This is a genomic window from Pseudomonas sp. GW821-FHT05D12 (genome assembly GCF_059419825.1).
Map to the genome: position 1 here is coordinate 82,035 of NZ_JBWKSN010000017.1, position 13,458 is coordinate 95,492.

Annotated in this window: 14 protein-coding genes and 1 tRNA gene; 11 read left to right on the top strand and 4 right to left on the bottom strand. The window is 56.9% G+C overall.

Annotated features, from left to right (window positions below; all coding sequences use genetic code 11):
* Positions 1–291: 291 nt before the first annotated feature.
* The 3 genes from AC07SI_RS26810 to AC07SI_RS26820 form a co-directional block, all read right to left on the bottom strand.
* A complete protein-coding gene (locus AC07SI_RS26810) occupies positions 292–450 on the bottom strand; it encodes a hypothetical protein (RefSeq protein WP_495006870.1) in 159 nt (52 codons plus the stop codon).
* Positions 451–455: 5 nt separating this feature from the next.
* Positions 456–1,580 carry a zincin-like metallopeptidase domain-containing protein gene (locus tag AC07SI_RS26815; RefSeq protein WP_495006871.1) on the bottom strand — a complete coding sequence of 375 codons (1,125 nt, stop codon included), beginning with the start codon at positions 1,578–1,580 and terminating at the stop codon, positions 456–458.
* Between the two features lie 327 nt (positions 1,581–1,907).
* Positions 1,908–1,992 (bottom strand) — tRNA-Leu (locus tag AC07SI_RS26820).
* A 108-nt stretch (positions 1,993–2,100) separates the two neighbouring features.
* On the opposite strand from AC07SI_RS26820, the gene queA reads away from it, so the two are divergent.
* From queA to AC07SI_RS26850, 6 genes are all read left to right on the top strand, one after another.
* Positions 2,101–3,150 (top strand): tRNA preQ1(34) S-adenosylmethionine ribosyltransferase-isomerase QueA, encoded by a 1,050-nt coding sequence (gene queA / locus AC07SI_RS26825; protein WP_065908609.1) that lies wholly within the window; start codon positions 2,101–2,103, stop codon positions 3,148–3,150.
* A gap of 5 nt (positions 3,151–3,155) precedes the next feature.
* A complete protein-coding gene (gene tgt / locus AC07SI_RS26830; RefSeq protein ID WP_003175976.1) occupies positions 3,156–4,271 on the top strand; it encodes a tRNA guanosine(34) transglycosylase Tgt in 1,116 nt (371 codons plus the stop codon).
* A 43-nt stretch (positions 4,272–4,314) separates the two neighbouring features.
* Positions 4,315–4,653 (top strand): preprotein translocase subunit YajC, encoded by a 339-nt coding sequence (gene yajC / locus AC07SI_RS26835; protein ID WP_003175975.1) that lies wholly within the window; start codon positions 4,315–4,317, stop codon positions 4,651–4,653.
* A gap of 62 nt (positions 4,654–4,715) precedes the next feature.
* Entirely contained in the window at positions 4,716–6,584 is a 1,869-nt protein-coding gene (gene secD, locus AC07SI_RS26840; RefSeq protein ID WP_106802682.1) for a protein translocase subunit SecD, read from the top strand.
* Between the two features lie 9 nt (positions 6,585–6,593).
* A complete protein-coding gene (gene secF / locus AC07SI_RS26845; RefSeq protein ID WP_065908613.1) occupies positions 6,594–7,508 on the top strand; it encodes a protein translocase subunit SecF in 915 nt (304 codons plus the stop codon).
* A gap of 123 nt (positions 7,509–7,631) precedes the next feature.
* Positions 7,632–8,174: a glycine zipper 2TM domain-containing protein gene (locus tag AC07SI_RS26850; RefSeq protein ID WP_065908615.1), complete on the top strand. Its 543-nt coding sequence runs from the start codon at positions 7,632–7,634 to the stop codon at positions 8,172–8,174.
* 201 nt (positions 8,175–8,375) lie between these two features.
* On the opposite strand, the gene suhB is transcribed toward AC07SI_RS26850, so the two are convergent.
* On the bottom strand, positions 8,376–9,191 hold the full coding sequence (gene suhB, locus AC07SI_RS26855; RefSeq protein ID WP_003175971.1) for a type III secretion system regulator SuhB: 816 nt from the start codon (positions 9,189–9,191) through the stop codon (positions 8,376–8,378).
* Positions 9,192–9,336: 145 nt separating this feature from the next.
* Between suhB and trmJ the strand changes: the two genes are divergently transcribed.
* The 5 genes from trmJ to iscU all read left to right on the top strand — a co-directional run bounded on the left by trmJ (position 9,337) and on the right by iscU (position 13,439).
* Positions 9,337–10,107, top strand: a complete 771-nt coding sequence (gene trmJ, locus AC07SI_RS26860; RefSeq protein ID WP_003210307.1) for a tRNA (cytosine(32)/uridine(32)-2'-O)-methyltransferase TrmJ — start codon at positions 9,337–9,339, stop codon at positions 10,105–10,107.
* A gap of 2 nt (positions 10,108–10,109) precedes the next feature.
* A complete protein-coding gene (gene cysE / locus AC07SI_RS26865) occupies positions 10,110–10,895 on the top strand; it encodes a serine O-acetyltransferase (protein ID WP_065908617.1) in 786 nt (261 codons plus the stop codon).
* A 301-nt stretch (positions 10,896–11,196) separates the two neighbouring features.
* Positions 11,197–11,688 carry a Fe-S cluster assembly transcriptional regulator IscR gene (gene iscR, locus AC07SI_RS26870; RefSeq protein WP_003194020.1) on the top strand — a complete coding sequence of 164 codons (492 nt, stop codon included), beginning with the start codon at positions 11,197–11,199 and terminating at the stop codon, positions 11,686–11,688.
* Positions 11,689–11,738: 50 nt separating this feature from the next.
* Positions 11,739–12,953 carry an IscS subfamily cysteine desulfurase gene (locus AC07SI_RS26875; RefSeq protein WP_017530022.1) on the top strand — a complete coding sequence of 405 codons (1,215 nt, stop codon included), beginning with the start codon at positions 11,739–11,741 and terminating at the stop codon, positions 12,951–12,953.
* A gap of 99 nt (positions 12,954–13,052) precedes the next feature.
* Positions 13,053–13,439 (top strand): Fe-S cluster assembly scaffold IscU, encoded by a 387-nt coding sequence (gene iscU, locus AC07SI_RS26880; RefSeq protein ID WP_003209682.1) that lies wholly within the window; start codon positions 13,053–13,055, stop codon positions 13,437–13,439.
* The last annotated feature ends 19 nt before the right edge of the window (positions 13,440–13,458 follow it).

Sequence of the window (13,458 nt, forward strand, 5' to 3'; positions counted from 1 at the left end):
TATGATTTTTTAAAAAATAAGAGTTAACTCATATTTTTCTCATATTTTTTTCAGAGGAATCTATGAGCTACCTATGAGGTTGCTATGAGCTTCATATTATTTACCTATTAGGAACCTCATAGGTTTCTATTAGGTTGGGGTAATTCTATTAATTTGAATTGAATCGATCCACTGAAGAATCTGAATTTATTAGAATGATTGGATATCAAAAAAGGAAATAAAGAATATTTGGATATCAAAAAAAGGAATAAAAGAGCCTTGGCGGCTCCTTTTGGTGTGGCGGGGGGGGAATCAGTAGATTTTGAGGTCTGCGGGGTAGCTGTGGGCTGTAGGTGCCTTGGTGGGCTGGTCGATAGCCTGCCCGGTGTCTTCTTCAATGGTGTAGCCAAGCGCAAGCAAGGCTTGGAGTTCTTCGTCTGATTCAATCAATTCTTGGAGATCTGTGTTCATAATATTCACCTTTTGTATTTTCTTTTGGTTGTGGTTTTTTGGGATTGTTTCTGTTCATAAGCTGCTTCGCTTTCCTTTTTCGCTAACATTGAAGCTTGGATAATTTCAGGCACTGCCAGCGTAGGGTTTCGTTCAAGCTTCGCTTTCAGGTCTTCTGTCATTAGCTGAATGATAGATGAACTGGTTTGATCTGCTTGAACAGTAGCTTGCCAGATCTTTTCAGGATTATCCTTGAATCCGGCATGTGCCCATCCGAGATCATATGAAGCGTGGTTAGCCAAAAATGATTCTCTCAATTCATTCTGCATTTCACCTTCAAATTCAATGCCAAAATGGTTAGCTATACGCTGAGCCGATAAATTAGCTACTACTTCTTCAAATCCTCTGTATTCGCTGGATTCAGAATATTTGCTAAGGCTTTCACGGTTCTTTCTGCTCGAATGTCCATAGGAATGACTTATCTCATGCGCAATGGTATGAAATTCATGAGCAAGGCTTTTGAAAAGGGATGAAGGCGCTACGTTTATGGAATCCTTTGCTGGGCTATAATAGTTGTGCTGCCCGGTAGGTTCTATATTTCGCGTCAAGGGTGTTGGCATTGTGTCTATTAAGGATTGTAAAACTGTAGCTACTTCATCCTTTGTGGCTATTTTTTCATGTGCATTTAATAGATTTGAAAATCTTTTAGGGATTTCTCCCGTGAAATTCTTCAAGTTGAATACAGGGCTTAATTTTTCCCCTTTGCGCATGTAGAAACGTGCATTGCCGTCTTCATCAAGCATAGGTTCATAAATTCCCTTTTCATTTTTTTTGGTCAATTCCTTTTTGCTAACGAATGAGTGCAATACATAATCTGCTTTGCTTCCTTTCATTACCATCATTCCAGCATCCATGCCTTGCTTTGCAGTGAGATAAAAGGGCAGGTCATAGCCTTTATCCTCGGCAAGCATAGATAATATAGTGCTGTTTTGAATGTTGTATTTTGCGCCACTTGCTGGATTCAAATAGCGAACTCTAAAAACTGGCGATTCCCAAACGGGTCTTCCAGTTTCAGAAAATTTACTCAATGAATCTGCCAATCGCTCAGTAGCGGTTTTTAGAAAACCGTCTATTTTGTCTAATTCTTCCATATCTTAATGGTTTGTTATTTATTTAATAATACCATTTTAATTTTTGTTAATTATTCAGAAAATACTGATATTCAGATTCTGAAAGGTGGAATGCTTTGTTTTTTGCTAACAGCCCAGACTGTTAGCAGCGGGGGTAGGGGATAGGGTTAGGCAGAGTAGGCTGAGGGGCTTGGTGCTGGATGGGCCAGTGGTCGATTTTCAGGCGAAAAAAAACCCAGCCGTTGGGCCGGGTTTCTTCGCTTTGGAACGTCCAAAAAGACTTCCAAAAATTACTTCCAAAAACATTTCCGTCAAAATCGCTAACTGCTTGATTTTAAAGGGAAAAGATGGTGCCCCGAGGGAGACTCGAACTCCCACTCCTTTCGAAAACGGATTTTGAATCCGCCGCGTCTACCAATTCCGCCATCAGGGCTCAATGGCGGCGAAGTATAGAGAGGTGATTACCGTTGGTCAATCACGTTTCATGGTCAATTTTGACTATTTCCGCTAGACTTCCCGGCCCTGCTAGACGAACCCCATCATGCGCGTTGCTGACTTTACTTTTGAGCTCCCTGATTCGCTGATCGCTCGCCATCCTTTGGCCGAGCGTCGCGCCAGTCGACTGCTGACCCTGGACGGGGTGAGTGGTGCCCTCGCACACCGTCAATTCACTGATTTGCTTGAGCATTTGCGCCCTGGCGATCTGATGGTGTTCAACAATACCCGGGTGATTCCGGCACGGCTGTTTGGCCAGAAAGCGTCCGGCGGCAAGCTGGAAATTCTGGTGGAGCGGGTGCTGGACAGCCATCGCGTGCTGGCCCATGTGCGCTCCAGCAAGTCGCCGAAACCGGGCTCGAGCATCCTCATCGATGGTGGTGGCGAAGCCGAGATGGTCGCGCGTCATGATGCGCTGTTCGAGCTCAAGTTCGCCGAAGAGGTGTTGCCGTTGCTGGAGCGCGTCGGCCATATGCCGTTGCCTCCTTATATAGACCGCCCCGACGAAGACTCGGACCGCGAGCGCTATCAGACGGTGTATTCCCAGCGCCTCGGCGCCGTCGCTGCACCGACTGCCGGGCTGCATTTCGACCAGCCGCTGCTGGATGCGATCGCCGCCAAGGGCGTCGAGACCGCCTATGTGACCCTGCACGTGGGGGCCGGTACGTTTCAGCCGGTGCGTGTGGATAAGATCGAAGATCACCATATGCACAGCGAATGGCTGGAAGTCAGCCAGGAAGTCGTGGACGCGGTTGACGCGTGCAAGGCGCGCGGCGGGCGGGTGATTGCGGTGGGCACCACCAGCGTGCGTTCCCTGGAGAGTGCGGCGCGTGATGGCGTGCTCAAGCCGTTCAGTGGCGACACCGATATCTTCATTTACCCAGGCCGACCGTTCCATGTGGTCGATTGCCTGGTCACCAACTTCCATTTGCCGGAATCCACGCTGTTGATGCTGGTGTCGGCATTTGCCGGTTATCCCGAGACCATGGCCGCTTATCAAGCCGCCATCGACAACGGATACCGTTTTTTCAGCTACGGTGATGCGATGTTTATCACCCGTAATCCGGCGCCGCGCGGCCCAGAGGAACAACTATGAGTCGTATGTCGTTTGAACTGCTCGCCACCGACGGCAAAGCCCGTCGGGGTCGCCTGACTTTCCCGCGCGGCACCGTCGAGACCCCGGCGTTCATGCCCGTGGGCACCTACGGCACCGTCAAGGGCATGCTGCCGCGTGACATCGTCGCCACCGGCGCGGAAATCATCCTCGGCAACACCTTCCACCTGTGGCTGCGCCCGGGCACGGAAGTGATCAAGAAGCACGGCGACCTGCATGACTTCATGAAGTGGCAAGGCCCGATCCTGACCGACTCGGGTGGTTTCCAGGTGTTCAGCCTGGGCGCCATGCGCAAGATCAAGGAGGAGGGCGTGACCTTCGCCTCGCCGGTGGACGGTTCCAAGGTGTTCATGGGGCCGGAAGAGTCGATGCAGGTGCAGCGTGACCTGGGCTCCGACATCGTGATGATTTTCGACGAATGCACGCCATACCCGGCCGATGAAGACGTCGCGCGGATTTCCATGGAGCTGTCCCTGCGTTGGGCCCAGCGCTCGAAGAATGCGCACGGCGACAACACTGCCGCGCTGTTCGGTATCGTCCAGGGCGGCATGCACGAAAGCCTGCGCAAACGCTCGCTCGAAGGCTTGGACAAGATTGGCTTTGACGGCCTGGCCATCGGCGGTTTGTCGGTGGGCGAGCCCAAGCACGAAATGATCAAGGTGCTGGATTACCTGCCGGGCCTGATGCCGGCTGACAAACCTCGTTACCTTATGGGCGTTGGCAAACCCGAGGATCTCGTAGAGGGTGTGCGCCGCGGTGTGGACATGTTCGATTGCGTGATGCCAACCCGTAATGCCCGCAATGGGCATCTGTTCATCGATACAGGCGTGCTGAAGATCCGTAACGCGTTCCATCGCCATGATGATTCGCCGCTGGATCCCACCTGTGATTGCTACACCTGCCAGAACTTCTCCCGTGCTTATCTGCACCATCTGGACAAGTGCGGGGAAATGCTGGGTAGCATGTTGAATACCATCCACAATTTGCGTCACTACCAAGTCCTGATGGCTGGTTTGCGCGAGGCTATTCAACAGGGTACATTGGCCGCCTTCGTCGATGCCTTCTATGCCAAGCGCGGGCTCCCTGTGCCGCCCTTGGACTGAGTTTTCCGACCCTAAGATTCACTATTTGCAACTGGAGTGCTAAATGAGCTTTTTTATCTCTAACGCCATGGCTGATGCCGCTGCGCCTGCCGCTGCCGGTCCTATGGGCGGTGGTTTCGAGTGGATTTTCCTGGTCGGCTTCCTGGTCATCTTCTACCTGATGATCTGGCGTCCACAGGCCAAGCGCGCCAAAGAGCAGAAGAACCTGCTCGGCAGCCTGCAGAAAGGTGACGAAGTTGTGACCACCGGCGGCATCGCTGGCAAGATCACCAAGGTTTCCGACGCTTTCGTGGTTCTGGAAGTCTCCGACACCGTAGAAATGAAGTTCCAGAAGGGCGCCATCGCCGCCACGCTGCCTAAAGGCACGCTCAAAGCGATCTGAGTAACAACCTTTACCAATCGACGGGGCGCGCAAGGCGCCCCGCGTTATAAGCGGGCGGCGTGATGCTGAACAAATACCCTCTGTGGAAATACGTACTGATCCTGGCGGTGCTGGCGATCGGTTTTATTTATTCCGCTCCCAATCTCTATCCTGATGACCCGGCGATCCAGATCACTGGCGCCAGCACTTCGCTGCAAGTCAATCAGGCTGATCTGGAACGCGCGAGCAAGGCACTGACCGACGCTGGCATCCAGGTTAAAGCGGCAACGTTGGCGGCTGATGCGAAGGGCGGCTTGCTGCGCCTGACCAAGGCAGAAGACCAATTGCCGGCCAAAGACGTTGTGCGCAAGGTCATGGGTGATGACTACGTCGTCGCGCTCAACCTGGCACAGACCACGCCGACCTGGTTGCGCAAGATCGGCGCGCACCCGATGAAGCTGGGCCTGGACTTGTCCGGTGGTGTGCACTTCCTGCTGGAAGTCGACATGGACAAAGCCCTCGACGCTCGCCTGAAAGTCTACGAGGGTGACGTGAAGAGCCTGCTGCGCAAAGAGAAGTTGCGTTATCGCAGCCTGCCGCAGCTCAACGGTGCCATCCAGCTGGGCTTCTCTGACGAAGCTTCGCGCGAACAGGCCCGTGCGCTGATCCGCAAGAATTTCAACGATTTCGACATCGTGCCGGCTGACCTCAATGGCCAGGCTGTACTGCGTCTGGCGATGACCCCAGCCAAGCTGGCGGAAATCCGCGAATACTCCATCAAGCAGAACTTGACCACGGTACGTAACCGCGTCAACGAGCTGGGTGTGGCCGAGCCGATCGTTCAGCGCCAGGGTGCCAACCGCATCGTGGTTGAGCTGCCGGGCGTGCAGGACACTGCTGAAGCCAAGCGTATCCTGGGCAAGACTGCCAACCTGGAATTCCGTCTGGCAGCTGAGCCGGGTGCTACCCGCGCGACTGCCGAAGAGTTCGAGTTCCGCGAAGGCAACCGTCCTCCAGCGCTGATCGAGCGTGGCTTGATCATTACCGGTGACCAGGTGACTGACGCCAAGGCCGGTTTCGGCGAGCACGGTACCCCTGAAGTGAACATCCGCCTGGATGGCCACGGCGGCGAACTGATGAGCCGCGCCACGCGCAGCAACGTCGGTCGCAGCATGGCGGTGATCTTCATCGAGCAACGCCCGGTGACCACCTACACCAAGCAGATCGTCAACGGCGTCGAGAAAGACGTGCCGGTACAGACCTTCAAGGAAGAGAAGAAGATCATCAGCCTGGCGACCATCCAGTCGCCGCTGGGTGCTCAATTCCGTATCACTGGCCTGAACGGCCAGGGTGAGTCCTCGGAGCTGGCCCTGTTGCTGCGTGCCGGTGGCCTGGCTGCACCGATGTACTTCGCTGAAGAACGTACCATCGGCCCGAGCCTGGGTGCCGACAACATCACCAAGGGTATCGACGCGGCCTTGTGGGGCATGCTGTTCGTGTCGCTGTTCATCATCGCCATCTACCGCTTCTTCGGCATCATCGCCACCGTGGCCCTGGCGGGCAACATGGTGATGTTGCTGGCCCTGATGTCGCTGCTGGGCGCTACACTGACCCTGCCAGGTATCGCCGGTATCGTACTCACCATGGGTATGGCGGTAGACGCCAACGTGCTGATCTTCTCGCGGATCCGTGAAGAGATCGCCGCCGGCATGACCGTGCAGCGTGCAATCAACGAAGGCTTCGGCCGGGCATTTACCGCGATTCTCGACTCCAACCTGACCACCTTGCTGGTCGGCGGGATTCTCTTTGCCATGGGCACCGGCCCGGTCAAAGGTTTTGCGGTGACCATGTCCCTCGGTATCTTTACCTCGATGTTCACGGCCATCATGGTGACCCGCGCAATGGTCAACCTGATCTTTGGCGGGCGTGACTTCAAGAAGTTGTGGATTTAAGGGGCTGCCATGTTACGTACAATCAACTTCATGGGCGTTCGCAACGTTGCGTTCGGCGTCACCGTGCTCCTTACCGTTCTGGCGTTGTTCAGCTGGTTCCATAAGGGCCTGAACTACGGTCTGGACTTCACCGGCGGTACGCTCATCGAGCTGACCTACGAGAAGCCGGCCGACGTCACCCTGGTGCGCAACGAGCTGGTCAAGGCCGGCTATCACGAAGCCATCGTGCAGAGCTTCGGTGCCACCACCGATCTGCTGGTGCGTATGCCGGGCGAAGACCCGCAACTGGGTCACCAGGTCGCCGAAGCCTTGCAGAAGGTCGGCGGTGACAACCCGGCGTCGGTCAAGCGCGTCGAGTTCGTCGGCCCGCAGGTCGGTGAAGAGCTGCGCGACCAGGGCGGCCTCGGCATGCTGATGGCGCTGGTCGGCATCATGATCTACCTGGCATTCCGCTTTCAGTGGAAATTCGGTGTCGGCGCCATTGTGTCGCTGATCCACGACGTGATCGTGACCGTGGGCATCCTGGCGTACTTCCAGATCACCTTCGACCTGACTGTGCTCGCGGCGGTACTGGCGATCATTGGTTACTCCCTCAACGACACCATCGTGGTATTCGACCGGGTTCGTGAGAACTTCCGGGTGCTGCGCAAGGCGTCGTTGATCGAGAACATCAACGTTTCCACCACCCAGACCCTGTTGCGGACCATGGCGACGTCGATCTCCACCCTGTTGGCGATCGCGGCACTGATGATCTTTGGCGGCGACAACCTGTGGGGCTTCTCCCTGGCTCTGTTCATCGGCGTTCTGGCGGGTACCTACTCGTCGATCTACATCGCCAACGTGGTGCTGATCTGGCTGAACCTCAACAGCGAAGACCTGATCCCTCCTGCTGCGACTGGCAAGGAGGTCGACGACCGCCCTTGATGGGCGCTTGTTGATCTGCTGTTACAAAGAAGGCACGAGTATTGAACTCGTGCCTTTTTTTTTGCTCCAAGGCTGGGTATAGCGCGGATCTTTCGGTCCGTTTGTGATGGTCAGGAGGTTCACGTGAACAAGTCGTTGCTGGTTGGTGCGGTATTGGGTGCTGTCGGTGTGACTGCCGGGGGTGCTGTTGCCACCTACAGCCTGGTGAAAAGCGGCCCTGAGTATGCGCAAGTGCTGGCGGTGCAGCCGGTAAAAACCCAGATCAAAACCCCGCGCGAGGTCTGCAAGGACGTCGCAGTGACCCGGCAGAAGCCGGTTCAGGATCAACATCAGATCGTCGGCACGGTAGTCGGCGCACTGGCCGGTGGCCTGTTGGGCAACCAGGTCGGTGGCGGTAATGGCAAGAAGCTGGCTACTGTAGCTGGCGCGGTCGGTGGCGGTTACGCTGGTAACAAGGTTCAGGAAGGTATGCAGAACCGCGATACCTACACCACCACTCAAACCCGTTGTAACACCGTCAATGACATCAGCGACAAGGTGGTCGGTTATGACGTGCGTTACAACCTGGATGGCAAGGAAGGGTCTGTGCGCATGGACCGTGATCCGGGTGGCCAGATTCCAGTCGATAAAGAAGGTCGGCTGATCCTGGGTCAGAACCAGCAGTAATTGATAAGCCTGGCACTGGCCAGGATGTAGGAGCTGGCTTGCGATTGCGGTGGGTCCAGCTGATTAGCTAGCTGGCTGACCGCTATCGCAGGCAAGCCAGCGCCTACATTGGATTGTGGTTGAGTCAGTGGTACTGGGTTTGCCCCCAAATCCCAGGCATAAAAAAAGCACCCCTCGGGGTGCTTTTTTGTGCTCGCTCGCTTAGCGTTTCAGCGAAGCCGGCAGGTGCGGCTGGATCGCCGTCAGTACTGCCTTGAAGCATTTGGTGTTGCCGGCAACCACGTGGCCTTTCTCAAGGAAGTCGTGACCGCCGGTGAAGTCGCTCACCAGGCCGCCTGCTTCCTGGATCAGCAGGGCGCCTGCAGCCATGTCCCACTCGGACAGGCCCGATTCCCAGAACGCATCAAAACGACCTGCGGCCACATAGGCCAGGTCCAGGCTGGCGGCACCGGCGCGGCGGATGCCAGCGGTCTGGCCAACCAGGGCGCGGAACATGCCCAGGTAGTTTTCCAGGTTGTCCATCTGGTCGTCACGGAACGGGAAGCCGGTGCCGAGCAGGGCGCCGTCCAGGCTGGTACGGCCGCTGACACGCAGGCGACGACCATTCAGCTGGGCGCCACGGCCACGGCTGGCGGTGAATTCTTCCTGGCGAACCGGGTCGAGTACGACGGCGTGTTCCAGGCGGCCACGGTATTTGCAGGCAATGCTCACAGCAAAGTGTGGGATGCCGCGCAGGAAGTTGGTGGTGCCATCCAGTGGGTCGATGATCCACAGGTAGTCTTCGCCTTCGCCGCTACCTTTGTGCAGGCCGGTTTCTTCACCGAGGATGCCGTGGGTAGGGTAGGCCTTGCGCAGGGCGTCGATGATTTTCTGTTCGGCGGCGCGGTCCACCTCGGATACATAATCCTTGGCGTCTTTTTCGTCGACCTTGATGGTATCCAGGCGCTCGATGGAGCGGAAGATCAATTCACTGGCGCTGCGGGCGGCGCGCAGCGCGATATTCAGCATGGGCTGCATGGATGTGTCACCTAAGGTTGTTAAAGAAAGCCGGGCATTCTAGCAGAAACTTTCTTCAGGTGAAGGACGACGTTAGCTTTCATGGCATAACCTTAGGCTGTTCTGTAAGATTTGCTCCCCTTTCCCGTGTCCGAGAGCGCCTCCCTTGCTGCAAAACATTCGTGTCGTCTTGGTCAATACCAGTCATCCCGGCAACATCGGCGGGGTGGCGCGAGCCATGAAAAACATGGGGCTGACGCGCCTGGTGCTGGTCGAACCGCGCGTGTTCCCCCATCACGAGGCTGATGCCCGTGCGTCCGGCGCCAATGACATCCTCGAAAAGGCCCAGGTCGTCGCCACCTTGGAAGACGCCCTGGTCGGTTGCAACCTGGTGCTTGGCACCAGCGCTCGCGATCGCCGCATTCCCTGGCCGCTGCTGGATCCGCGCGAGTGCGGGACCAAGGTCGTGGAAGAGGCGGCTGGCGGCGCTGAGATCGCGCTGGTGTTTGGCCGTGAAGACTCCGGCCTCACCAATGAAGAGCTGCAGCGATGTCATTACCACGTGCACATTCCATCAGACCCCGAGTTCAGCTCGCTGAACCTCGGGGCAGCGGTGCAGGTGTTGAGTTATGAAGTGCGCATGGCCTGGCTGGCCGCAGAAGGGCAGCCGAGCAAGGTCGAGAAGGACGAAGTGGCGTCGACCAAGAGTGGCGAGTTGGCCACCATGGACGAGCTGGAGCGATTCTATGAACACCTGGAGCAAACCCTGGTGGCCATTGAGTTCCTCGATCCGGAAAAACCACGGCACTTGATGGCGCGCCTGCGTCGGTTGTACGGACGCAGCTCGGTCAGCCGGGCGGAAATGAATATATTGCGTGGCATCCTCACGGAAACCCAGAAAGCGGCCCGTGGCGAGCTTCTTAAGCGGAAGGATTAAAAATGTTCGAGCGTTTGCGAGAAGATATCCAGAGTGTTTTCCACCGTGACCCGGCGGCGCGCAACGCCTTTGAAGTGCTGACGTGCTACCCGGGCATGCATGCAATCTGGATCCATCGCCTGTCCGGCGCCCTGTGGGGCATGGGCTGGAAATGGCTGGCGCGGCTGGTGTCGAACTTCGGTCGCTGGCTGACCGGGATCGAAATCCACCCGGGGGCCAAGGTCGGGCGTCGCTTCTTTATCGACCATGGCATGGGCATCGTGATCGGCGAGACGGCTGAAATTGGGGATGACGTAACCCTCTACCAGGGCGTGACCCTCGGCGGTACCAGCTGGAACAAAGGCAAGCGCCACCCAACCCTCGAAGACGGCGTGGTGGTCGGGGCGGGCGCCAAGGTGCTGGGCCCGTTCACGGTCGGCGCGGGCGCCAAGGTCGGCTCTAATGCGGTGGTGACCAAGGCGGTACCGGCCGGTGCGACCGTGGTCGGCATTCCAGGGCGGATCATCGTCAAGCCGGAAGTCGGCGACGAGCAGGAAGCCAAGCGCAAGGCCATGGCCGAGAAGATCGGCTTCGATGCCTACGGCGTCAGCGAAGACATGCCGGACCCGGTGGCACGCGCCATCGGCCAGTTGCTCGATCATCTGCAGGCCGTAGATGGCAAGCTGGAGGGCATGTGCGGTGCGCTGAAGGATCTGGGCAGCCCTTACTGTGCGAAAGATCTGCCTGAGTTGCGCGAAGAAGACTTCGCCGAGATCAAGGACGAAGCATCAGCCACCAAGGCAGGCTAGATATTACGGTTGATAGAAATCTCCTGTGGGAGCTGGCTTGCCGGTGATAGCGGTCTGCCAGCTACCCATTGAGCTGCTGATCCACCGCCAATCGCAGGCAAGCCAGCTCCCACATTTGATCTCCATTGGTCATGAGATCGGGCGTTGACCTTGTTCCTGCTGGTCGTCCCCACCCCATCCTGCTATGATTCGCGCGCCCTTTTTACGGGTAATCCTGACTAAAGCACTAGGTCTTATAGTTGACTTAAATACTCGGGAATCGCATACTTGCTCCCATTCTGAAACACCTTGGTACTTGTCCATGAGACTGACTACAAAAGGCCGATACGCGGTGACCGCCATGCTTGACCTGGCCTTGCACGCGCAAACTGGGCCGGTGTCCCTGGCCGATATCTCCGAGCGCCAAGGCATTTCCCTGTCCTACCTCGAGCAACTGTTCGCCAAGTTGCGCCGCAGCAACCTGGTTTCCAGCGTGCGTGGGCCGGGCGGCGGCTATCAACTGTCCCGCGACATGCAGGGCATCCAGGTAGCCCAGGTCATCGACGCGGTGAACGAATCCGTCGATGCAACCAAATGCCAGGGTCTGGGTGACTGCCACGCCGGCGACACCTGCCTGACGCACCACCTGTGGTGTGACTTGAGCCTGCAGATCCATGAGTTTTTGAGTGGTATCAGCTTGGCTGATCTTGTGACTCGCCGTGAGGTGCAAGAAGTAGCCCAGCGTCAGGACCAGCGCCGTTGCAACACCAAGGCGCCGCGTCTGGACAAGATTGAAGCGTCCGCCGTCGAGTGACAGCCGAAGAGCTAACGGCACGCCAGCCAGCCTGATTTAGGAGAAAGTCCATGAAATTGCCGATTTACCTTGATTACTCAGCGACCACCCCGGTTGATCCGCGTGTCGCGCAAAAGATGAGTGAATGCCTGCTGGTTGACGGAAACTTCGGCAACCCGGCCTCCCGCTCCCACGTATTCGGCTGGAAAGCCGAGGAAGCGGTCGAGAATGCTCGTCGCCAGGTCGCCGACCTGGTGGGTGCAGACCCGCGTGAAATCGTCTGGACCTCCGGTGCCACCGAGTCCGACAACCTGGCAATCAAGGGCGCGGCGCATTTCTATGCGACCAAGGGCAAGCACCTGATCACTACCAAGATTGAGCACAAGGCTGTCCTCGACACCATGCGCCAACTGGAGCGTGAAGGTTTCGAGGTGACCTACCTCGAGCCAACCACCGACGGTATCGTCACCCCGGCCATGATCGAGGCCGCGCTGCGTGAAGACACCATCCTGGTTTCCGTGATCCACGTGAACAACGAAATCGGCACCATCAACGACATCGCGGCCATTGGCGAGCTGACCCGTTCCAAGGGCATCCTGCTGCACGTCGACGCTGCCCAGTCCACCGGCAAGGTCGACATCGACCTGTCGAAACTGAAAGTCGACCTGATGTCGTTCTCTGCCCACAAGACCTACGGCCCTAAAGGCATCGGCGCGCTCTACGTGAGCCGCAAGCCTCGCGTGCGTATCGAAGCCACCATGCACGGCGGCGGTCACGAGCGCGGCATGCGTTCGGGCACCCTGGCGACCCACCAGATCGTCGGCATGGGCGAAGCTTTCCGCGTAGCCAAGGAAGACATGGCTGCCGAAAACGTGCGCATCAAGGCCCTCAGCGATCGCTTCTACAAGCAGGTCGAGAACCTTGAAGAGCTGTACATCAACGGCAGCATGACCGCCCGTGTACCGCACAACCTGAATTTGAGCTTCAACTACGTCGAAGGCGAGTCGCTGATCATGGCACTCAAGGACCTGGCGGTTTCGTCCGGTTCGGCCTGCACCTCGGCCTCGCTTGAGCCTTCGTATGTCCTGCGCGCCCTGGGCCGCAACGACGAACTGGCACATAGCTCGATCCGCTTTACGTTCGGCCGCTTCACCACCGAAGAACAAGTCGACTACGCCGCGCAGAAAGTCTGCGAGGCCGTCAACAAGCTGCGCGTTTTGTCGCCGCTGTGGGACATGTACAAAGACGGTGTCGATATTTCCAAGATCGAGTGGGCGGCACACTAAATATAGAAGCCGCCACCCAAGCTCTGTAGGAACGTGGCGGAAAACGCAGGCGTTTTTACAGGGTTCCAGAGCGGCCCTGATGAGTGAGGATTCAGTACCATGGCTTACAGCGAAAAGGTCATCGACCACTACGAAAACCCGCGCAACGTCGGCAAGATGAACGCGGAAGACCCTGATGTCGGCACCGGCATGGTCGGCGCTCCGGCGTGCGGCGATGTGATGCGCCTGCAGATCAAGGTCAACGAGGCTGGCGTTATCGAAGACGCCAAATTCAAGACATATGGCTGCGGTTCCGCCATTGCCTCCAGCTCCCTCGCTACCGAGTGGATGAAAGGCAAGACCCTGGATGAGGCTGTCACCATCAGCAATACCCAGTTGGCCGAAGAACTGGCCCTGCCGCCGGTGAAAATTCACTGCTCGGTACTCGCTGAAGACGCCATCAAGGCGGCCGTTCGCGACTACAAGCAGAAGAAAGGCTTGATCTAAGCATTTGGCGACGAGTAAG